Here is a 23,860-nt window from a genome sequence, read left to right as displayed (position 1 = left end):
TTTTTAATGGTTATTTTGAAAAAGCATCAATTGCTAATTTAGCTGTTGCTGTTGCTTCATCTTGTAATGGGATGACAGCCTGGCGCATTTTTTCTTGAACCGTTGTATAGGATTCGAGGATTGCCACAGCTTGTTCAAACAATGTCACACCATTCCAATCATCAACCTCAACATGACCGATGACGGGCTGATCAACGATATCAGCAAACGCATCAATTTTCGGATCATAGGAAATCGCAATAAATGGTGTTGCATAGATTGCCGAGAAAATTAAGGAGTGTAGTCGCATACCTATTAATAGTTGCGATTGACCAATCACTGCGATTTTTTCTTCAATGGATAAATCAGCAGGAGCAATTAAGCTCTTTTCCTTCATAAGTGCTGCTACTTCCTGTGAAGTGATAAAATCATGCTCACCATGCATAGGGAGGAAGACGATTTGCTCACCCTGACGCACTAATTCATCTAGGCTATGTGCAATTTTCTCTTTGTAGGCAACAGCGGAAGGCCAATCACGAACACTTACAGAGATATAGCTATCGGCTGATAAAGAAACACTTTCTAGCCAATCACAATGAAAGTTATTACCGTTTAATCCCATCACAGGATCTGGTACGATCTTTGTTTCTTTTCGTACACCGATCTCTGTTAAAAGAGCTAGAGAGGCTCTATCTCTAACCGTTATTTGCTCAACCTTATTAAAGACTGTACGAACAATGAATTTACTAAGTGGATGATTAATCGGACCCATACCTTGGGCGTAAACAAATACTGGCTTCTTCAACCATTTTGCGATTTGAATAACGCCCGCATAGTAAGGAATAGTTTTCATGCCTGTTTGATCCTGCATAAGACTACCGCCACCACTAATCAGTCCATCCGCTGTTTTAAGTAATTGGCGAATTTCTTTCATTTTCCAACGATTAACGGCTTTGACACCATATGTTTGCTCAGTAGCTGCTGGATTATTCGATAATACCGTGATCTCTATATCACTTTGCCACTTTTTTAATGATTGGATAATGGACAGTAGAATGGCATCATCTCCGACATTATCAAATCCATAATAGCCAGATAAAACAACGTGCATTATGACCACCTCGCGATTGCCTTAGAAACCCAACGATAACCGATTTTGAAGATTAGGATAAACACTAGTCCTACTACAAGACCTAGAGATACGCTGTATAGTGTACGTAACACAGAAACAGCTACTGGGATGTGTAGGTGAGTAAATGTATTCATGATGGATAGGAAACCGATAACACCTGGTACAAGGAGAATACTACCCCATTTACGATTAATACCCATTACATATAACGCTAAAATGAAGAATGGGAAGCCAATTAAAAATTCCTTCGTTCTTGGTCGAACATACAATGTATTTTCTAGCCATTGTCTAAAGGCTAATTCCATATCACTTACAGAACCAGAGTTTCCTGTTCGGCTAATGTAAAATAATCCGACACCAGCCAATACAATGAGTAGTAGCACATGCCAATATTTTAATTCTTTATTTAACAATGTTACCGTATTGGATAAAGAGTTCTTAATGTTTTGATCAGCTAGTCGGTTCATCTCAATTACTGTAAATAATAAGACACCCATAATTGGAATAAGATAAACTAGCTTAACCCCTTTAAATACAGCAAAGCCTGTTATAAAAGCATTACCATTCAATAAGCCAATGACAATAATGATCCCAATAACGCTAATTGCTACTGCCTTTAAATATTGGACAATTATGTTAGAGAGCTTTGTAGAACCTTGCGCTGATTTGATGACTGCATAGGTTGGTGCAAGGACAGCAATAATGAGTGCAAATGCTTGTAAGAATAGAGTACTTTTCAGAATAAAGTACGCAATCGCTAATACAGCCATAAAGCCAGCTGCCGCGATACGAAGAGGCATCCATTTTACTAATTCTGAAATGATAAAGGTAAATAAAATACCTGCTACTAATACGGATGCTGTGACCCAAGCTGGCACTACTACTTTATCAAATAGCTTTGGTTCACCTGCTTTGAAATGATCTGGCATTGTGTCATGCACACCATTTAAGTAATCAATCGTTTCTTCAACATTTTCTTTGGCATTGCCTGTTGTTTTAATATGATAGAAGATGGAGCGAATATTACGCTCTTTGACAGCTCGTGTTGTACGATCAATACTTGCATTTAGCTTTAATTTAGTCTCTCTGTTCACATTGATGCTATGCAAACGAATCATATTGTAATCCGTCATTTGAGCGATTTTACTTTCGCCTTTAAGTGGGTTACTTTCAATTGTGTAGAAGTAATAGCCAGCATCATTTAATTTTTCAACTAATTGATTGCCGTTTTCTTGTCCAAATCCAATGGCTTCATCACCTTGGCCAAGTAAGCGGCCTGCTGAAGCCTCTTTTAAAGCGACTAATTGATTAACCAACTTTTCATTAGCTACTTCATTATCTGCATTTTCCACCTTAAAGATATGAGCCAGTCCATGCTTACTAATCATGTCAATCGCAGGCTGATCGTAGCCAATCGGTGTTTTTAAATCAAAATTGTGGTTAGAAGCAGGAAGGAAATAAAAAGCTTCTTCACCTATTTGTACTTCCTCTGGTGTAACGCTCTCCATGATCAGCTTTTGGTAGCTTTCATTTTCAGGTACTCGAATATAATATCCGCTATTTGAGATATCAACAGCATCTTTAAATGGTGTAAACAATAATTGTGCTGCTAACTCACTTTCCTTATAAACGGTAATTAAGTTTTGTTTGTCCATTTCCTTTAATGTTAAGGGCTCTAGACTCACAGTATTCAGCCCAGCATCCTTTAAGGAGGAAAGGATTTCATCCATTGTTAGATCGCTATTTTTTTCTGCGGTTTGTATTTCATCATAGGGAATAACAATCTCATAAGCATCATTCGATTGCTCTGCATTCCACCTCATCATGATACCTGTAGAGGAAACGACGAGTAAAAGAACAATGATCCCCCAAAGCCATTTCTGTTTTGACATAAGTGTCCTACCTCTCTTATTTATGAAAATCTTTTTCCGATAACAGGGATTTTCTTTAAATCTTGTTTATGAATAGCTTTCATTAGCCATAGTAGAAGGAAGTAAAGAGCCCCTCCAACTACGATTGCGACAGTTAGATAGCCCATAGCTAACATTCTTGACCAATGTGTAAAGTCAAGCCAAAGTGTTGGTAATCCAACTGCTGCTCCCATTACAATTGAAGACACAATCATTTTCACCGTATCTTTCCCAAGGACAGTAAAGCGAATCGTACGATAAATAAAGACAGAATTCACAATAAATAACACAAAATACACTAGCAAAGTTGCATAGGCAGCACCATCTAAACCGAATGCCTGAATAAGGAAGATGTTAGAAAACACCTTAAGGACAACACCACTCAAAATAATGAGGGCTCCTGTTTTGGCAGCATTCATACCCTGAAGAATACCTGTTCCAAGTAAAGTCAGAGATGTAAAGACAGAGCTAAGGTTGATGATGGCTAACATTAAGCTTCCCTCTAAGTCTTTAAAAAGAGCTAGATTTAAAGGCAAGGTTAAGGCTAGTAGCCCAATCGCAGCTGGCCATGAAATAAGGTGTGTCATACGATGAGTTTGCTCAATAATAGTGCGTGTTTCATCCAATTTACGCTCAGCTAGCTTCGTTGTAATCAAAGGTACAAGCGGCAAGATAATCGAAGAAGCAAAAACAGTCGTAATTTGAACTAATGTTAGTCCTCGACCATAAATACCATAAAGATAGCTAATTTCACTCGCATCTGCACCAGCACTTCTTAAGCCATATGTAACCGTAAAGGAATCAACAAAGTTAAAGAGTGCCATTGTGACAGAACCAATCGCAATTGGAATAGAAATTTTTAAAATGGTTTTACTGTATTTAGAGAAATCCTTACCAGAATATTTCTCCTTACTCGTCACTTTTACCGAAGAACGGAAATATTTAAAGAGTAAATAGAAAAGTGACCCTAGAGCTCCTAATACAGAGCCTGCCATAATTCCACCAGCTACGATGTCATTTGAATAATCCATTGCTACTAGGAAATAAGCAACGATTAAAATTAACGCAACACGTACTAACTGCTCAATCACTTGCGAGATGGCAGTAGGTCGCATATCCCCAAAGCCTTGGAAAAATCCTCTATAGACAGCCATATAAGGAGCTACCAGTAATGTAAGGGCAACAATAATTAAGGCGATCTCTGTTGATGGCCCACCAAGTGCATTTGCTATCTGCTCTGAAAAGCCGTAAATGATTGTAAAACTAATGACGCCAAAGGATAATGCAAGGATTCTTGCAGTCACATAAATTTTCTTAATTTTGGCAGTATCCTGACTCGTCTTGGCTTCCGCAATCAGCTTAGAAATAGCGATAGGGATACCTGCAACGGATAAATAAAGGGCTACCATATAAACAGGATAGACAAGACTAAAAATACCGAGTACTTCATCACCAGCAATATTTTGAAGTGGTATACGGAAGATACTACCGATTACTTTAGAAAGTAAGGTTGCTATCGTTAGGATAAGTGTGCTTTTAACAAATGTTGACTGACTCATTTTGTTTTGCCCTGACCTTTAAGCTTTAATGCAAATACCTTTAAAGCAAAGCGTGGGAGTACAAGCATTCTGCCAAATCGACTTGGCTGGCGTAACAGTCGATAGAGCCATTCAAGATTTAACTTTTGCCAAAGTACTGGAGCACGTTTTACAGTGCCAGCGATGACATCGAAGGAGCCACCTACACCGATAAATACACCCTTTGAAAATTTCTCAAGGTTTTCCGTTATCCATTTTTCCTGTCTTGGTACACCTAATGCCACAAATACAAGATCTGGCTGTAAAGTTGCAATTTCTTTTGCAAAATCATTATTATTCCAGTCGAAGTAGCCATCATGATAGCCAACGACATCAACGTTTGGATAGTTCTTATGAATATTGGCAACCGTCTTTTCGATGGTTTCCTTTTGAGCACCTAATAAATAGATTTTAAAACGCTTTTGCTGACCAACTTCCAACAGGCGTACCATCGTATCATAGCCTGTTACACGCTCTGGAAGTGAATCACCAAGGATTTGTGCTGCCTTAACGACACCAATGCCATCCGCACAAATGTAAGTTGCCTGCTTTAAGTAATTCATGACAGTTGGATTTTCATTTGCCTGCATGACAACTTCAGGATTGGCTGTCACAACGAAAGTTTTTTCTTGCTGTTCAATACGATTAACGAGTAAATCAACAAACCCTTGCTGACCAATATGTAAAAAGGGTATGCCCATAATCGTTACATGCCTCATATAGTGTTCAAACCTTTCTGTAATTCCATTTTCACTGCAATCTATCATACCATAAAAGCAATATTGACAGGAAATTTTCGATAATGGGTTTAACGGGGACTAACTAGGGTATAGCGTTAATAACTGAACGAATGTTAAAGGAAATAGCACACGCCTATTAAGCTTTTTTAGGACACTATTTTGACGTAGATAACTACTAAATTTTAGGAGGATAGTTTGAAAATTATATCCTAAAATTTCGAGTTTCTTCTATTATATAGCGCTTTCATCTAGGTGATAAAAAATGACTAACAAAAAGAGTGCGAATCATCATCGCACTCTTGTTTTGCGCATCCTATTAAAATCATTTTTTTACAATATAATCGCCATGGACCCAGCCTGTTTTTCCGTTGTAAAGCACCTGATACCAGGCACCATTTTTTATAAACTCACCTTTATCGTCTACAACACCGATAATAAAGCCATTTGGTTTAACAGTACCTAAAATAGCACTTGTAGTAGATGGTTCGCTTCGAACATTGAGTGTAATGTTCATATTGACAATTTGTAAGCCATTTTCAAGACTCACATAATCATCAAGCACCCAGCCCTCTTGTCCATTGACACTTACTTTCAACCAACCACCATTTTCACCAAGAACTTTAAAGGAGGTATCCTTTGGCAAATTCGTAATAATCGAAGCATTATCTGCTGTATTCGGATACGTTCTCATATTGAGATTAATCGTCGTTTTACCTGCTGCTCCAGCTAACCCTAAATCCAATGCGTATTGCTTCGATGGACTCGGTAATGAAGGAGCGGAAGATTGACTTTGATATGCAGGCACATCAAACACTAGGTTAGTTGTCGTATGAGCACCAATTAATTCATAAATATCATAGATCTTCTTCGCTTGAATGACAGCCCACATCACATGTGTTGCATACTGGTGGACTGTCGGATTATCAGGATTCCAACGCATTTTATAAAGCGTATCCTGACCCTTGCTAATATACTGATCCTTTACAAATTGGGCACCTCCGATAATAGCATCCTGAACAGTAAACCATCCATTTGTATAAGCACGCTCCGCACCATACTTATTAGCATCAGCATCAATAGCGCCAATACCGTAAGCATTGTAGGTTGTCTTAATAGCAGTTAATTTATCGCGATTTTCTGGTGTCGCCATCATCGGTTTGCCATTTGTATCTAAGCCAACCTCGATCCCTTTAATAAGTGCAGAAGCCCCATTGGCTGTTTCATGCAAGGCATGGGAGACTAAATAAATAGCATTGATCTTATTGTCTACACCAGCCTGGATAAAGGCATCCGCTGTACCTGCTAAGCTACCTTTATTCGCAAGTACTTTATCGTTCAGCTCTTTTGCACTCAGGTTATTAACGACAGTAGATAATTTTAGGAATTGATAATAAGATGGGCTATCCTGCATAAAGCTTTTTGGGTGTACATAGTATGACACTAGTGCCTCGCTAGCCGTGAAAATGCCAGCACCATCGACCTTTGGATTATTCATTGTTTGTTTACTCACTACAGAAGAGTAATCATGTGAGTAATTCGTCGTCATGTATTGCTTACCACCTGCCCCAGGCGCCTCTAGATGGATTAAACGATAGAGCACGGTAGCTGCCTCAGCACGAGTTGTTTGAGCAAGAGGTGCAAATTGATTATTTGGCTTCCCAACAAGTAGTCCTGTTGTGACGACAGCTTGTACATCTGCATAGGCCCATTTGGCAATGCGCGCATTATCACTAAAAGCAATAGGGGAGGAAGAAGTATTGATGTTTTGATAAGTAAGAGCTCTTTTTAACATAGCCGCCATTTCCTGACGATTAATGTGATTATTCGGATGGAATTTGCCTTGCTCATCACCTTTAATTAGCCCGTGATAGCTTGCTTGCTCGACTACTCCGTAATACCAGTCACCTTTTTTAACATCTGTAAAGGTTGCCTGACTAGAAGCCGCTGGCAAGTTCAGTGTTCTAACAAGAAAGGCTGCAAATTCAGCACGAGTGACAGCATCATTCGGACGATAATTGCCGAATTCATCACCCTTCATTAAATCGTTGGTAATAAGATAGTTCATTTCATGGTAGGCCCAGTGCTTTGAAATATCTTCTGCTAAAGCGGAAGTTGGCGCAAGATATAACATGCCTGCCAGCACGGCCCCATAAAGAGGAAATTTACGTTTCATTTTTTAAGCTCCCTTCAATAGCTGATATGTTCTATCAAACTATCAAAAGTGTAGCATAAAAAGTGGCAATCTATTATTACAACATGGGGACATTATTTACTTAATAAAGAAGAAACTCATAAAGTCGGTGGGAAAGAGGCAGAATTCGCTAAGAAACGCCTTCTATATTTCTGTTTCTTTACAATTATAACTAAAATATTACGGGAGTCTTTAATTTTTGACAATTTAGTAACCATTCCAGAAAATGCTTGGTTATTATTGAGAGTAAGGTATAATAGGTAACGGAACTATATGTTACCAATACATTTTAGGCAATAAATAGATGGTAGCTTATTGGAATCTATTAAATACCTTAATAGGTATGGTAAAATAAGCTTTCATAACTAAATTTATGTCCCAGTGCTTGAATTTAGGAAAAGTTAGTGTTATATTATTGTAGAAAGTGAATAAACTTACTAGAATGGTATTCTACTACTCTTTTTCTAGTAAATTTACTAACAAATTTGCTTTAGTTTTGTATTATTCAAGAAAGCTATAATACATACATTTAGGTAACTAATAAGGCGGTACTATAGTTTTCGTTGGATTAATATCAATTTAAGGAATTTTAGGGAGGAATACATTAATGGCAAAGCAAAACAAAGGCCGTAAGTTTTTCGCGGCATCAGCAACAGCTGCATTAGTTGCATCAGCAATCGTTCCTGTAGCATCTGCTGCTCAATTAAATGACTACAACAAAATCTCAGGTTACGCGAAAGAAGCGGTTCAATCACTAGTTGACAGCGGCGTAATCCAAGGTGATGCTAACGGAAACTTCAACCCACTAAAAACTATTTCTCGTGCAGAAGCTGCAACAATCTTCACAAAAGCATTAGAATTAGAAGCTGATGGATCTGTAAATTTCAAAGACGTTAAAGCTGGCGCTTGGTACTACGATGCAATCGCAGCAGCTGTATCAAACGGAATTTTTGAAGGTGTTAGTGCAACTGAATTTGCACCTAACAAATCATTAACTCGTTCAGAAGCAGCTAAAATCCTAGTTGACGCTTTCGGTTTAGAAGGTAGCGAAAGCCTAAGCCAATTCGCTGATGCTTCTTCAGTAAAACCATGGGCTAAATCTTACCTAGAAACAGCTGTAGCTAACGGAATCTTCACTGGTTCTGAAACAAACGGTAAATTAAATCTTAACCCTAACGCTTCAATCACTCGTCAAGACTTTGCTGTAGTATTTGCACGTACTCTTGACCTAGTTGACGCTGAAACTCCAGTAGATGCTTCTATCAAAGCAATCAACAACACAACTGTTGAAGTAACATTTGATGAAGAAGTAAACGTTGACGATGTAAAAGCAGCTAACTTCAAAATCGCTGGTTTAGAAGTGAAAAACGCTTCTGTTAAACAAACAAACAAAAAAGTGGTTGTTTTAACTACTGAAGCTCAAACTGCTGATAAAGAATACGTTTTATCTTACAAAGATGAAGAAATCGGTAAATTCAAAGGTATTGCAGCTGTAATCCCTACGAAAATCGATGTAACAACTGCATCAGTACAAGGAGTTATTGGTAAAGAAGTAACTCTTAAAGCTCAAGTTACTGTAGCTGACGGTCAATCTAAAGCTGGTATCCCAGTAACATTCAACATCGTAAGCGATAACGCTAACGTTAACGCTAAAATCGAAGTTGAAGCTTTAACTGATGAAAATGGTGTAGCTACTTACTCTTACACTCGTTACTACGAGCACAACGATAACGTAGCAGCTTACGCTACTAGCAAATCTTCAGTTTCTTCTACTGGTAAAGTATACTGGGCTAACAAAATTCAATTAGCAGTTTCTGAAATCACAACTGGTAATGAATTAGCTAACAATACTAAAAAATCATACAAAGTAGTTGGCGCTAAAAACACAACTTACTATGTAGCAGTTAAAGAAAACATTGATGTAAACCCAGATAAAATCACAAACCTTTATGTACAAGATCATGCAAACTCAAACAACTTTGTAATTCCTTACGAATTAACAACTGGTTCTGAGAAATTTGCAAAAGTTCAAACAAACGCTAACGGTGAAGCAACATTTACTGTTTACGGTTCTGACTTAACTGCAACACCAATCGTTTACTTACCATCATCAGTAAACAAAACTGCAACTGATTTCTCTTACTCTAAGCTTGCATTACAAGCTGAAGCACCAGCAGTTAAATTCTCAAAAATCGATAAATTAGCGATTACTGTTGCTGCTGAAGGTAAAGCAGATTCTGCAGAATTCTTAAACACACCAGTAGCTTACGACCAAAACTCTGTTGGTGGACGTAACTATACTGTAACTGTAACTGACAAAGATGGTAAATTAGCTCCAGAAGGTACAGCTGCTTATGTAACATTTGATAAAGAAAACCTTTCTTCTATCACTACTGATGCAGTTTACTTCTCAACAGCTAAAGAAAACTTTGTTAAAGTAACAGCTGGTACAGTTTACAAAGTAACTGTAGGTAAAGAAGGTAAAGCTCAATTCCGCGTAGCTGGTAAAGGTTCTACTGCTTTCGCAAAACCAACAGTATTCTTAAACACAGCTGGTAAAACTGCTCCTGTAGAGCTTGACAAAGCTGACGTTCAAGCTGTAGCTGAAGTAACTTACTTCAAAGCTCCAGAAGTAACAAATGCAACATTAAAAGTTACTGATGAGTATGGCCGTACAATTACATCTACAACTGCTGGTAAAGATGCAATCTTCACTTACCAATCTGTAGATCAAAACGGATTCGACTACCGTCCAAATGGTTACAACTCAACTGGTCAAACAACTCAAATCGTTTGGAAACCAGTTACTCAACCAGATGGTACAATCGTATGGGTACAAGAAGTTATCACTAACCCAGGTAACACTGTTTACGAATATGCTTTAGCATTCGATGTAACTTCTACATTCGGTAATGCAAAAGTAACAAATGCTGCTGGTACAGTATTAAACCCATCTCAAAACTTAGGTAACACTAAAACTTACCAAGTGAAATCAGATGCATATGGTAAAGCAATTGTACGTGTTACATCTGACACTGCTGATACAGTAAGTGTAAACGTAACAGGTGCTAGCAACATCCTACCAACTCAAACTGCTTCTGTTTCATTCACAAATTCAACAGTTGTTCCTGCACTTTACACTGGTGTAGTAGAATCATTTGATTCTATCAAACAAACTCTTAAATTTGCTGGTAAAGATTCAGTATCTTATGTTGGTGAGAAAGTATACTACCGCGGTCTTAACAACACACCAATCGCAACTGCTGATGACTTCGTAAAAGCATTAGAAAACGCTACTGGTACTGTTCAAGTTACTTATGAAGTAAAAGATGGCGTAACTACATTCTACATCTACAGCATTGCTACAACAGGTAACAAACCAGTTGAAACTGGTGCTACAGCAACTTCAGAATTAGCAAAAGCTATCCAAGCTGCTGATGCTGTAACAAACACTGGATACACTCAAGCTTCTTGGGATGCATTCCAAGCTGCATTAACAAATGCTAAAGCAATCGCTAGCAACAGTGCTTCAACTGACGCACAAAAACTTGCTGCTAAAGATGCTTTAAACACTGCACGTGCTAACTTAACTGTACAAACAGGTGAATTAACATCAGTAGTAATTACTTCATTCGAAGCAAAAGCTGCTAACTCAGTTGCTGCTGCATTAGGTATCTACTCTGAGTACGCTGTAGCAGGTACTGTAGCTGACGCTGCTATCACTTCTGTTGAACTTGTTTACACATTAGAAGATGGTACTACTGTTCCAGCTCGTACAGTAACAGTAACAAACGGTGCATTCACTGATGCATTACCAGTATCAACTGGTACTGTTAAATCAGTAAAAGCTCAAGTTGGTGGCAAAGCTACTGCTGACAAAGCTGTTACAGTAAAAGTACAACCTTAATTATCATAATTGAATAAAGATATAAACCACTTTAGGTTTATATCTTTATTTTTAATAAAAATTGCCTAATTATAGGAGGACATAGTAATGAAAAAAGGATTTAAAGCGGTAACAGCTGCAGCATTAGCTATCTCGGCATTAACGCCAGTTGCAGCATTCGCAGCAGAAAACACTGTAGAAAACGGTGTTTATACAACTACAAACTTTTACTCACTTGACGCTTTCAAAAAACTTTCAGGCACAGCTAAAGCAGCAGCTTTAACATCTGAAGGTGCAGTAATCGTTGTTGCTGGTAAAGTTTACACTGGTGCTAACGTACTTAGCCTAAATGATACACAATTAGATGCTTCTGCAGTTACTGTTGATGCTTATAATGCAGCTAATGATAACAAATTAGTTTCAGGTCAACCAATTGGTGGAGAAAATCAAACTGGGGAACTTAAAGTAGAATCTGTAAATGCGATTAATGGTAAAACGGCAGTTGTGAAATTTACACAGCCTGTAAAAGAATCAACTGTAGTAACTGGAGGGAAATTAAATGCAACTAATGTTGTATTCAACACTCTAGAAGATCCTGCACAAACTATCACAGGTGCTTCTGCTGATGCAGTATTAAGTGAAGATGGTAAGACTCTAACAATTACACCTCAAACTACTGAAATATTCCAAGGTCGTTATCAAGTAATAATTAATAACGTTGAATCAACAAAATCAGTAAAATTACCTAAATATGATGAAGTATTGAACTTAGGTAAAGATAAAACTGCACCTACAATTGTATCAGTTGAAAAAGTTAATGCGTCAGCAAGTAAAGTGACTTTCTCAGAAGCAATTGCAAACTTAGGTACAGCATCTGAAGTGACATTCACATATAAATTAGCAGATGGCACAGTAGTTCCTTCTAGTGATATTACTGTAACTCCAGGTACTGATAATAAATCAATTACTGTTGAAGCTCCTACAGCTAAATACGCAGGTAAGAAAATCACAGCAACAGTACTAGGTGCAAAAGATCATGCTGGTAACCTTATCAGTCCAAATCCATCAACATTTGAATTCCAAGTTGGTGATAAAGATGGCGTAGCACCTACTATTGCATCAGTAAAGGCAAATAGTGACACGGAAATTGAAGTAGTTTTCTCAGAAGAAGTACAAGGATTTAACACAGCAAATAAAGCGGATATTACTTTGACAGGTGATGCAGCTTTACTTGATGGCGCTGTTGCTGATACAATTACTCAAGATAAAAAAGATAAAAAGAAATATATCATTAAATTAGATAAGTCAGCATTAAAAGCTGGTGTTAATTCAGCAGTTGCAAATTTAAAAATTGTAAAAACGAATATTACTGACCTTTCTGGCGAAGCAATGGCAGATGACTATACTGCAATTGTAACAATTAAGAAGGATACAGTAGCACCAAAACATGTATCTACTAAAATAATTGAAGAAGCTGGTGTGCAGTGGTTAGTATTAGGCTTTGACGAGGAACTACATGCAACTGTTGGAACAGCGGTGGCTCCAGTTGTCGGATCTGCAACTTCTTTCAAAGATTATGTAACAGTAAATAATAAAAATATTACATTAGGGGCTTCTGTAGCACTTACTGAGGATAAAAAAGGTATTAAAGCGAAATTATCTGAAGTTCAATTTGATGCAGCTGCTTTAAAAGATGGTACTGAATATACATTCAAAGTAGAAGCAACAGACGCAGCTAATAATAAATCTGATGCAATTAGTGTAAACTTCACATACAATGCAGCAGCAAACTCTGACAAACCTGCTTTAGTAACTCCAGTTTCAATTACTGGTACTGGTCAGGACACTATTACTCTAGAATTTGATAAAGAGCTTGATGGTGCATCAGCTACTAATGTAGCAAACTATAAAATTGCAGGCTTAACAGTTGAAAAGGCAGTTCTATCACCAGTAACTGCTGGTAAACAATCTGTTACATTAACAATTGGTAAAAATGAACAATCAGGTGCTCGCGCAATTTCAATTTCTGGAGTTAAATCAAAAGCTGGAGTTGCAATGGATGAGTTTAACGATGTAGTAAACTTAACAGAAAACGTTAAACCTACTGTTACAGCAGCAAAAGTAATTGAAACAGATAAAATTGAAATTACATTCTCTGAAAATGTTGAAATTACTGGTGGAGCTAATGAATTTGGTATTTTCATTGGTGATGCTACAACGACAGCAGCTCATACTACAGCGGCTGTAGCTTCTCCTGGAGCTAAAAAAGTAGTTGTTACATTAACAACAGAATTAACAGAAGCCGATCTTGCTAAAACTATTACAGTTAAAAAAGGATCAACTAACACTGTAAAAGATGTAGCAGGCAACGACTTAGACTTTAAAGATATTATAGTTACTAAATAATTATATATTATTTATTGAAAGCATTGAGGTTAACCTCGATGCTTTTTCTTTATACTATTCAATTCTCAAATATGCCGTACTCCAAAAATATTATGATATTATTAAGGTATCGATACAAAATCTTCGATTAATATAGAAATACAATATTAAATAAGATGTATAGTAGAGCAATAATGTATTAATGAACATTTAGTATCCAATATATAAATTTAATTAAAACGTTCTTCTATATATCTTATTATATTTTAATATAATTTTTTGAATCTGTAACCGCGTAAATGTTGGTCTTATAGGTTCTTATTACCAATAAAGATTGTAGGTAAATGTTTATTGTACGAAAGGATGGTAGAATTAGTTATAGATTTGATTACTTCTTTGAATGATTTGTTGGAATATACAAAGAGTCAATGAAAGACTAGTCTTTATATATTCAAATCTGTCTTTAGAATAAATGTAGATACTTCTTTTGTTCATGATAAAATGTTCACTTAAAGTAGGTGGTGTTGAGCATACTTTTTTGTAAAGAAGTTAGTAAATGGTGATAGGACAGAGATAGATGTACAAAAATAATATAATGGTTAGAATCCAAAAAATATTTCTCGTTTCTTGAATTAGCTCAAATGATTTACTAATGGTCAATTGAGCTTTTTTTATTTTGCAAACACATTTTGAATTATTATTTAATTTAGAAATTAACTGGTGATGTCTGAGATAGTAAATGAATTTATAGTATAGAAAGAAGTCCGTAGAAAAAGGAATGATAGAGGTTAAACAATAAAAGATATCACTTATGAATTTCTCCTTTTATATACAAAACTAATTTATGTATCTCTTATTGCAAGATTGAAAAGTATAATAATTAATTAATTTACTATATATTACATGGAACTGATTGTATTTTAATTATGATTATGTAAAAATTACATATAATGTTGTCAAATAGAAATGATCAATGAGGTGAGTGTTTGAGGAAATTTGTGTTATTAAGTTGCTTGTTCTTGTTCTTTGTTATGAATCCGCATACTATTTTTGCAAGTGAACCGACCTTTATAAAAGAGAATGTTCCATTAGATAAAGTGTGGACCATTACGTTTAATCAAGAGGTTGATTTTTCGACAGTCAATAACGAAAACATTTATGTAACGGATCGTTACGGGAATAAAATCAGTACTTTTTTCGGGAATGAAATGAATACACCTAAAAATCAAGTGAAGATATCTAGTACCAGTGGATATACCTATTCCACTGAATACTTATTGCATCTCACACAGAATCTAAAAGACAAGAACGGAAATAGTCTGAATAAACCTACCGTCTTAAAATTTAAAACGATAGACAATCCAACCATAGGTGAAATAGGTAATATACATACAGCTGAAGAATTGTCTAATTATCTAAATGCTCATTATTCAGTGCTCGATACTACGGTAGGAAAATGGGGAATGAAATTTACATCATCAGGATCACCGAACAGTAAATTAAGGATTGTCACGAGTTGGCAAGGTGGTTCACCTTATACCTTGCATTATGATGATGATGATGAGCTAGAAGCTTTGGAGTATGGCAGACCGATCACTAATGAAGAAGCTACCTTGGTGAAGAAGCAGTTGCGAGACTTCCAACGAGAAGTAGCGACAATTGCGATGGCTGTTTTTCCAAATGCAGCAATCGAGGGTGGCTATTATCAGGGTGGTTATAAATATCCTAACTTACAAGTTGGCTATTGGAGTGTACCTTTTCTAAGTTGGAAAAATTTTTATGGTGATGGTTATGATACTATCAATACCTCTAGGGATTTTCATTGGTATCCTAAAAATGATGATTACAACTTTGTAACGGATCAGCCCATAAAGAAAGTTTATGTGATTGATCCAACTACAGGTAAATATATCGCATATGAAGATACCAACAAAGTTATCAAGATTAAAAAGGGTGAACAAGTTCAATTTGCCTTTGACACTCCAATAGATTCCAATTTAACGTATTCCGAAATTGGCTTAAGTTATACCTATTCCGATTACGCTAAGAAAAATATCATTTCTATCGATGAAATGGGCAATATCACTGGTAATAAGGCAGGAGAGCAAAGTATAAGTGTATCTTACTATTGGGACCCTTACGTCTACCATTACTTTACGATTAAAGTAGAAGAATAAGGTTGCTTGTTAATCTCTCAATCATTCCTTTTTGAAATGGTATATTTTTTACACTAATATACCAACCATAATTTAATGTTATTTCATTATTTAGCCAATACTGTTCTTGTGGAGAGAGAGAATATCGTTTAAAATATACAATATCAGTAAGAAATAGATTAGCAGGAGGATACGTATGAAGAAAAATATAGGTGTACTATTTTTAGCGATTTTCATGCTTACTACGATTCTTTTACCTACTAGTAATACCGCTTCTGCTGCAAGTGATACGTTAGAGGTTGGTATTTACGTTGATGGGAAGTATCATATTAAATTTGCAGACTTTAAAAAGTTAAAGACTGCTGATAAAGCTAAGTTACTTATGAAGAATGGGGTTTATGTTTCTTTAGGGAAACAACTTGTTGAAGCCAAAAATATTTTTACAATGAATGATAAGCAGTTAGAAAGTTCTAAAATTACTGTAGCCGAATATTTAAACATAATTGGCGGAGGGCAGACCTCAGAATTTAAAGTAGAATCAATTGAGTAATAATTTGAGACCAGTTGAGGAGAAAATCTTCAACTGGTTATTTCATCTTGGTGAAATGAATTGATGTAGACCATATAGAGATAGGAAGTTTTAAAAGTGAAATTGAAATTGATGAGTGCCCTCATGATGGTGGTCCTATTAACAGTAGGATGCACAGATGATAAAACACCACAGAAGCAGGAAAAAGAAGCTGAAGAGTTTCTAGAACAATTAGAAACTACTAAAAATGAAACACTTGAATCGCAAGTGGAGAATGAAAAGGCGATAATAGAGCACCAGCTATTTATTATGGAAAAATTAGATATAGCAGGTGGGAAATTTGTTGTAGGGAAAGAAGTAAAAGACGACGAGGCAAAACATCTTGCAGAAAAATATTCGGAACAATTGAAAAAAGAATATCCCAATCTCTCAGTAGTCATTACCATTATCCGTGATGGAAAAGAAATCACAAGTGTAGAGTTAGATTAATTGGCAGAATAGTGTAAAGTCAATGAAGGGTGTGCATATTTAAATTGCCACCCTTTTAGTAATTTGTTATAAGTACCTTAATATTACTTATCATACAACTCTGATTAAATAAGCTGGTGAATCATTTTAATTACTTAATAGATTTACCGATAATAAAAGTAAGAATAGATAGATCAATCATTATCAAATTTCAGAAAATTCAGCTTTGTAACTTAAAAGGAGGATCTTCCATTGAACAAACGAAAATTAGCATTGTCTGCCTTTATGACTGTACCAATTGTAGCAGTATCAGTTGTTCATCCTATAGAGAGTCTTGCGGAAAATCAGGATTGGGTTAATGAAGAAAGTGAAGTAATCGCAAATCCTGACATGAATGGTGTTAACGTTAATGTTTATAGCGATGTACAAGTATTAGCTGAAAGTGTACCGACTTTAACAGCAACGACAGTTCAGGAACTAAGCGCACTTATTGAGAGTGGAATGAATCAATTTCAGACAAATATGTCTATCCAATACACAGGCGATAGCTCAATCATTATGGAACAAATCAATAGCATTATAAAAAACAACCTACGTAACAATGATTATTTAAATGGAACAGTTGCAAGTTGGAAATATGGCTATAAGGGAACTGCTAATAATGTAGTCATTAGTATAAATTTCAACTATCATACGACAGCAGAGCAGGAGGCCTTTATTCAGTCAGAGGTGAGACGGATTGTACAAGAAGAAATTAATCCGTCAATGTCTGATTTTGAAAAAGTAAAGGCTATCAATGATTATATTGTGTTAAACTCCACATACTCCTATAATTCATCAACAACACCGCATGCAGCCTATGCCATTCTTAATGAAGGAAAAGGGGTATGTCAGGCATATGCTCTACTAGCCTATCGTTTATTGCAAGAGGCTGGAATGGAAGTACGCTATGTTACTGGCTGGGCTGGCGAGGCACATGCATGGAATATCGTAAAGGTAGATGGCCAATGGTATCATCTAGATACAACTTGGAATGATCCAGTATTCTCTGCAAGTGCGGGAGACATGTCTGATTATGTTAGCTATAAATACTTTTTAATTTCAGATAATGCTATTTTTCAAGACCATCAAATTGATGATCTAGGCTATCCAAATGCAACAAGTGAGCGTTTTGTGGCAATGAGAAACGTGGAAAGCCCAATACAAATTAATAAAGTTTTATATTATCCAAATGGCTCTGACAACCAGAAATTATATAAGCTCGATTTAAGGAATATGAATTTACAAGAAGAGAAGGTATCCGATACGCGTGTACAACATTTGTTTTATGCAAATGACTGGTTATATTTTAGTAACTATTCGAATGGTGGATATCTCTATAAAATGAAGGCTAATGGCTCAAATAGTACGATGCTTGCAAACAAACGAGTGACAAAGATCACACGAGAGGGTAGCGATTTAGTAGCTTATAATAACAATGTTGAAATCTATCGTGAAACTCTTCAAGAGAATCCTATTGATGATACGAAAATTAACCAAGTTACAGAATTGTCGAATCAAGTCGTATTTCTAAGTAAAGATTTTAAATCGAAGGCAGAGCAACTATTTTCATTATTTGATAGTCTCTCACTAGCTGAGCAATTACGACTATCAAATGGAGTACAGCAGCACATTAAGCTCATACGAGAGAAATATCAAAAAATGGAGTCACTTACCTTTAATGACTCAACAGCTTGGACATCTGTGCCGAAGGTGAATGATGTCAAGAAGCCTTGGACAATTCAGTTAAGTCAAGAAGTGTTAAACACACCTGAAAACCTAAAGCACATTGTATTACTTGATATGTTTGGCGACTCAATAGATATTTCTGTTCGGGTAGATGGCAAAAAGATTACGGTGACGCCAACAAACAATTATATAGAAGGTATCCCCTACACGCTTGTCATCAATTCAAAATTGAAAAACGTAAATAATCAAACGTTGGATAAAGGCATCCATTTACAATTTAACTATCAAAAATGATTGAATTAAGAGAGAACAAAAATAAGAGTTTCGTGGCCGAATGAGTCACGAAGTTCTTATTTTTTTATGTAATGAGCTTGTAGTTTACAGTCGTTTGAAGTATTCAGAAGATGGTATTTTAAACACTGCAATAAGACGCAATCTTTAATTTCTTAAAAGGAAATTAATAATTATGTAACTTATTGAGGGGATGACAAGTCTACTTAAAAGGGATGTTCTAATAGTGTGAAACCAACCACAATAAGTTTTATAGAAAATATTCATGGTATTTTAGAATATCATTTGTTCTACATGAAGCTTTTGAAGGAGAAAGGCTAGCACTCTAGTACCGAATTCTACTTTATTCGATAAAAATCCCACATTTTGGGCTTTGTTCATGTTAAGATGGTAGAGACGATTTTAAGAGGAAAAAAGGAGATTGAGATGTTTAGAAAACTAAAGACTACATGTATTGTATCAGCAGTTGCGTTGGCTACGATTTTGCCAGGACAAGCGTCTGCATCAGCTACTAGTAACAAGGGAATTCAGATAAAAAATAATGTTTCGATTACGATTAATGGAGAAGCAATCAATGTTAATGATCCTATTTTAAACAAGTCGGACTTCTTATTATTACCAATGCGTGCATTATATGAAGCGGTTGGTGCAAGTGTGGATTGGGATAAGGAAACGTTGACTGCATCGGCGATTCGCAATGGTAAGATGGTTGATTTAACGATCGATTCAAAGACGGCTTTAGTAGATGGTCAAGAGGTAGCAATGGATGTTGCGCCATTTATGTATAAGGATCGTACTTATATGCCATTACGTTTCGTCAGTGAAAACTTTGATGGTGTTGTGAATTGGGATGAGGCTACCCAATCGGTAGATATTACATTATCAGATGAAACAACAGCACCACCGCAGGAAGACCCATATATCTTACATATCAATAATAAACGTATTGTCATGAAAGATCCGATTGTTTCAAAGGATGGAAGAACCTATTTACCTGCTAGCTATATTTATGATTATTTAGATGATTCATCTGGCACTTGGCAACCTGATGGTTCCTTTGAATTGTTAATTGGTGGGATGAGCTTTATTTTCAATGATAACAGCAATCAGGCTCTGATTAACAATGAGGCAGTGACAATGATCGAAAAGCCATTTATACAAAAGGGCAAAATGTATGTTCCTGCTAAGTTTCTTGTGGATGCATTAGGCGGGAATTTGCGTTATATCACAGAAAAGAAAGAAATGTATATTTATGTATATCGTTATATGTATACAAGCTCTTTCCTTGAAAAATCATACGGCACTACGTCATCGCCAGAGGTTGTTCCTTCTGCTCGTTTAGAAGGGGATCGTGATCTATTTATTAGTGATAATCCAGAAACATTAACACGCAAGCTTGTACCAATAAATAATGTAACACTTGCACAATACGACGTAAAACCAACGACAGCAATGAATAAGCACCGTGTCTTTGGCTGGCACTATAACACGCTAGGAACAGATGTCAATATTGGCATTACTGTCCAAAACAAGTCTATGACAGAGAGCATTAAAGTGACTGACTCGAAAGGCATTAACCAAAAAACTGGTAATAGCTGGGTAGGTCATGATATTGGTTTAACAATTGCGGATGCTGTATTAAATAATAAACTAAAAAAATCAGAGAGTAGTGGCATTGTTATCGCACCAGGTGAAACGAAGCTAATTGAAACATATGACCTACACTATGATTATATTATCGGCTTTTTACATGATTTAGATATTCAAGCAGTCAATGGTGGAAAACCTGAGTATACAATACGTACAGTGCTTTCAAAGGATAATACGGATTTAACAACAATCAAATCGGACCAGGTTGCGGTGGATGAGTATGCGAAACATCCAAGAGGTGCGTGGCCAAGTGCTACAATTCTAGCAGAGCTACCAGCCTATACAGTAGATACTCCTGAGGTAGGCTATAACATTTCTAATGGCCGTACAGACCATCTACAAACGGCTGAAAATTCACTTTCTCAGATTAATGGTGCTGTAGGAAACCCAGGTCACTTCGGTATGAACTACAAAGTTTCCATTCCAGTTGTCAATCCAACAGGCTCTACAAAAACGATTAAGCTGAAACTAGCTGGTCGAGGAGGATTATACAGCGGAGCGATTAAGGTGAATGGCAAAGTGTATTTAGTGCCTTCTTTAAGAGTAGGGGCAGAGTATGTTGAATTACCAGATTTCAAGATGAAGGGTTCGAAAGATACGATTGAATTAGAACTAATGCATGCTGGTGGTGTCAATCTTCCAGTAGCGATCTATGTAGAAACAAAATAAAAAAGTCACTGGCACGGGCCTTGTGACATGGTACGTGCCATACTTTGAATTAATTCGGAGTGAAAAATGGCAAGAAAACTAATAACGATTATTGTTGTCCTATTCATGCTTACACTAACAGTTAGCCCCATTAATGGACAAGCTGCTGGTTTAGGCAATAAAGTCAGTGAAGTTAAAACAGAGGTTTCACCACAGGTAATCCATTCACAGCAAAACTATACGTCAGGTTCTATACGTCAGTTTGTAAATGTTTTAGATGTCAATTTAAATAATACATATACAAAACTAGAAATTGGTATGCCTAATCCTATTAATTCATTAAAGACAACATCAGCGATGGCTAAGCAAAACACCTTTGATGGGCACCGCGTTGTTGGAGCTGTTAATGCCTCTTACTTTTTAGGAAATGGTATGCCTGCGAACTTGTTAGCAGAAAATAATGAAATTGTGAACTATGGTATTTTGGGAGATACATATGATAGCCCAACACAAAAGCCAGTTGCATTTGGTTTATCGAAATCAGGGAAAGCGATAGCAGACTATTATTCTACGAATCTAACTTTCCAAGTGAATGGCAAAAGCTATCCTATTGATCTTATTAATAGTGAACGAGGAACAAATAAAAACGTTTTATATACACCTGATAAAAGATCAACAGGGACAAATACATGGGGTGTAGAACTTGTTGTGTCGGGCGCTAGCCAAGATACAAGCACCTTGCATTTTGGTGACCAGTTCTCAGGCACAGTATCTCATGTAACAGCCTATGGAGCAGAAGGTAACTCGACTGTACCAGCAGATGGCTTTGTTATCTCTGTACAAAATAAAGAATTAGCTGCTGAATTAAGTAGTATTACAGCAGGTACAAGCGTGGATGTCAGCTTATCGATCGATCAAAAATGGATGGATGCACAGTTCATTTTAGCTGCTGGACCAATGCTTGTGCGTAACGGCAAAGTGGATATTTCTATGCCAACGAATTCAGGGTTTGCTTCCACACGTAGCCCACGTACAGCAGTAGCTATCGATGCTACAGGTACAAAGGTATCTCTTGTAACTATTGATGGTCGCATAAGTGGTCATAGTAATGGTGTTAATTTATCAGATTTAGCTGCTCATTTAATTTCGGTGGGTGCTACGTCGGCTATTAACCTAGATGGAGGCGGCTCTACAGCAATGGTCGTGCGTAATCCAGGGGGTTATTTCGCCAATCTCGTAAATAGACCATCAGAGGGCAGTGAGCGTCGTGTGTCAGCGATTTTACAGGTTGTGAATACAGCGCCACCAGGGAAAGTAAAATCCATTACGTTAAGTAGCGTTGGTCAAGTAATGAAAGGTTCTTCTGTAGATATGCAGGTTGTAAGTGCCTATGATCAATACTTGAATCCAATGACCATCAACCCAGCAAATATGAACTGGTCAGTTGAAGGTAATATTGGCAAGATGGACGGTGCAACCTTCACAGCAACACAAAAGGGTGAAGGGAAAATTATTGGAGAGTATGAAGGTATTCGTACGTCTACAGCTGTGAAAGTAGTAGATCTAGCAGAAAAACCTATTGTACTAGATAGCTTTGATAATACGTCATCTTGGACAACAGAAGTGGCGAAAGCTAATGCTTCATTAGCAAGCTCTAAAGAGTATGCAAGACAGGGAGCTGCTAGCTTACAATTAAACTATGATTTCACAACAGCAGGCACAGGCACAAAAGCAGCCTATATGGTTACGAAAACACCAATTGCTATTTCAGGGCAGCCTAAAAATATCGGTCTTTGGGTATTTGGCGATGCTGGTAAGCATTGGCTAAGAGGCGTTGTCATTGATGGTACTGGAGCTAAGCATACAATTGATTTTACAAGCCAGGGTGGTTTAGACTGGAGTGGTTGGAAGTACGTAACGGCGAATATTCCGAGTGACTTACCTCTGCCATTGAAATTCGAGCGTATGTATGTTGCTCAGCCAACAGCTTCTCTTCAGAAGAAAGGTCAGCTGTATTTCGATCAGTTACAAGCAGTTTATAAAGACAATCATGAGGAATTAGTTTATACAGATGTGACAAAAGGGCATTGGGCATTTTCAGAAATCCAAAGTCTATACGATCAATCCCTTATTAAAGGATACTCAAATGGAACGTTCAAACCAGAGGCATCCATTACACGTGCAGAGGCAGCTACGATTATTGCCAGAGCGCTGAATCTAACGACTACGAAGGATTCTAGCTTTAAAGATGTAAGTAAGAGTCATTATGCATACAGTGCCATTGCCGCAGTTGAGCAGGCTGGCATTATTAAAGGGCAAGAGGCAGGAAAGTTTAATCCAAACGGACAGCTTTCACGTGCTGAAATGTCTGCCATTTTAACAAGAGCCTATAAATTAACAGGTACAAGCAAAGTAAGCTTCTCAGATGTGAAATCAACACATTGGGCATACAGCCATATCCAAGCACTTGTCGCAAATGATTTAACTGGAGGCTTCCCAGATAACACATTTAGACCAGATGCACAAATTACACGTGCTCAATTTGCAAGCTTCTTAAATAGATGCTTATCATTAAAATAAAAATGACGAA

At 36.8% G+C, this 23,860-nt stretch carries 13 protein-coding genes; 8 read left to right on the top strand and 5 right to left on the bottom strand.

What is annotated here, in order from left to right; all coding sequences use genetic code 11:
• Nucleotides 1-10: 10 nt before the first annotated feature.
• The 5 genes from csaB to V1L66_RS19570 all read right to left on the bottom strand — a co-directional run bounded on the left by csaB (nucleotide 11) and on the right by V1L66_RS19570 (nucleotide 7,511).
• Nucleotides 11-1,090: a polysaccharide pyruvyl transferase CsaB gene (csaB, locus tag V1L66_RS19590; RefSeq protein WP_333006218.1), complete on the bottom strand. Its 1,080-nt coding sequence runs from the start codon at nucleotides 1,088-1,090 to the stop codon at nucleotides 11-13.
• A complete protein-coding gene (locus V1L66_RS19585) occupies nucleotides 1,090-3,003 on the bottom strand; it encodes a DUF5693 family protein (protein WP_333006217.1) in 1,914 nt (637 codons plus the stop codon). The genes csaB and V1L66_RS19585 overlap by 1 nt, the downstream gene beginning before the upstream one ends.
• A gap of 20 nt (nucleotides 3,004-3,023) precedes the next feature.
• Entirely contained in the window at nucleotides 3,024-4,580 is a 1,557-nt protein-coding gene (locus V1L66_RS19580; RefSeq protein ID WP_333006216.1) for a polysaccharide biosynthesis protein, read from the bottom strand.
• Nucleotides 4,577-5,317, bottom strand: coding sequence for a WecB/TagA/CpsF family glycosyltransferase (locus tag V1L66_RS19575; protein ID WP_026023336.1), 741 nt, complete (start codon nucleotides 5,315-5,317; stop codon nucleotides 4,577-4,579). The genes V1L66_RS19580 and V1L66_RS19575 overlap by 4 nt, the downstream gene beginning before the upstream one ends.
• Nucleotides 5,318-5,660: 343 nt before the next feature.
• Entirely contained in the window at nucleotides 5,661-7,511 is a 1,851-nt protein-coding gene (locus V1L66_RS19570) for an S-layer homology domain-containing protein (RefSeq protein ID WP_333006215.1), read from the bottom strand.
• A 625-nt stretch (nucleotides 7,512-8,136) separates the two neighbouring features.
• Between V1L66_RS19570 and V1L66_RS19565 the strand changes: the two genes are divergently transcribed.
• The 8 genes from V1L66_RS19565 (at nucleotide 8,137) to V1L66_RS19530 (ending at nucleotide 23,850) form a co-directional block, all read left to right on the top strand.
• A complete protein-coding gene (locus V1L66_RS19565; protein ID WP_333006214.1) occupies nucleotides 8,137-11,436 on the top strand; it encodes an S-layer homology domain-containing protein in 3,300 nt (1,099 codons plus the stop codon).
• A gap of 87 nt (nucleotides 11,437-11,523) precedes the next feature.
• A complete protein-coding gene (locus V1L66_RS19560; protein WP_333006213.1) occupies nucleotides 11,524-13,821 on the top strand; it encodes an Ig-like domain-containing protein in 2,298 nt (765 codons plus the stop codon).
• Nucleotides 13,822-14,786: 965 nt separating this feature from the next.
• On the top strand, nucleotides 14,787-15,977 hold the full coding sequence (locus V1L66_RS19555) for an Ig-like domain-containing protein (RefSeq protein WP_333006212.1): 1,191 nt from the start codon (nucleotides 14,787-14,789) through the stop codon (nucleotides 15,975-15,977).
• Between the two features lie 175 nt (nucleotides 15,978-16,152).
• Nucleotides 16,153-16,506, top strand: coding sequence for a hypothetical protein (locus V1L66_RS19550; protein ID WP_131520813.1), 354 nt, complete (start codon nucleotides 16,153-16,155; stop codon nucleotides 16,504-16,506).
• Between the two features lie 96 nt (nucleotides 16,507-16,602).
• Nucleotides 16,603-16,974, top strand: coding sequence for a hypothetical protein (locus V1L66_RS19545; RefSeq protein ID WP_333006211.1), 372 nt, complete (start codon nucleotides 16,603-16,605; stop codon nucleotides 16,972-16,974).
• 231 nt (nucleotides 16,975-17,205) lie between these two features.
• On the top strand, nucleotides 17,206-18,975 hold the full coding sequence (locus V1L66_RS19540; RefSeq protein WP_333006210.1) for a transglutaminase domain-containing protein: 1,770 nt from the start codon (nucleotides 17,206-17,208) through the stop codon (nucleotides 18,973-18,975).
• A 423-nt stretch (nucleotides 18,976-19,398) separates the two neighbouring features.
• Nucleotides 19,399-21,291, top strand: a complete 1,893-nt coding sequence (locus V1L66_RS19535) for a stalk domain-containing protein (protein ID WP_333006209.1) — start codon at nucleotides 19,399-19,401, stop codon at nucleotides 21,289-21,291.
• Nucleotides 21,292-21,357: 66 nt separating this feature from the next.
• Nucleotides 21,358-23,850, top strand: a complete 2,493-nt coding sequence (locus tag V1L66_RS19530; protein ID WP_333006208.1) for an S-layer homology domain-containing protein — start codon at nucleotides 21,358-21,360, stop codon at nucleotides 23,848-23,850.
• Nucleotides 23,851-23,860: the final 10 nt, after the last annotated feature.

Source organism: Lysinibacillus sp. IITD104 (genome assembly GCF_036698265.2).
Taxonomy (GTDB): domain Bacteria; phylum Bacillota; class Bacilli; order Bacillales_A; family Planococcaceae; genus Lysinibacillus; species Lysinibacillus boronitolerans.
This window is presented reverse-complemented; position numbering and strand designations above follow the sequence as displayed.

Coding starts and splice junctions, on each gene's coding strand:
- V1L66_RS19580 (WP_333006216.1), bottom strand. CDS start 4,580: ATGAGTCAGTCAACATTTGTTAAAAGCACACTTATCCTAACGATAGCA.
- V1L66_RS19550 (WP_131520813.1), top strand. CDS start 16,153: ATGAAGAAAAATATAGGTGTACTATTTTTAGCGATTTTCATGCTTACT.
- V1L66_RS19585 (WP_333006217.1), bottom strand. CDS start 3,003: ATGTCAAAACAGAAATGGCTTTGGGGGATCATTGTTCTTTTACTCGTC.
- V1L66_RS19560 (WP_333006213.1), top strand. CDS start 11,524: ATGAAAAAAGGATTTAAAGCGGTAACAGCTGCAGCATTAGCTATCTCG.
- V1L66_RS19535 (WP_333006209.1), top strand. CDS start 19,399: ATGTTTAGAAAACTAAAGACTACATGTATTGTATCAGCAGTTGCGTTG.
- csaB (WP_333006218.1), bottom strand. CDS start 1,090: ATGCACGTTGTTTTATCTGGCTATTATGGATTTGATAATGTCGGAGAT.
- V1L66_RS19565 (WP_333006214.1), top strand. CDS start 8,137: ATGGCAAAGCAAAACAAAGGCCGTAAGTTTTTCGCGGCATCAGCAACA.
- V1L66_RS19575 (WP_026023336.1), bottom strand. CDS start 5,317: ATGAGGCATGTAACGATTATGGGCATACCCTTTTTACATATTGGTCAG.
- V1L66_RS19530 (WP_333006208.1), top strand. CDS start 21,358: ATGGCAAGAAAACTAATAACGATTATTGTTGTCCTATTCATGCTTACA.
- V1L66_RS19570 (WP_333006215.1), bottom strand. CDS start 7,511: ATGAAACGTAAATTTCCTCTTTATGGGGCCGTGCTGGCAGGCATGTTA.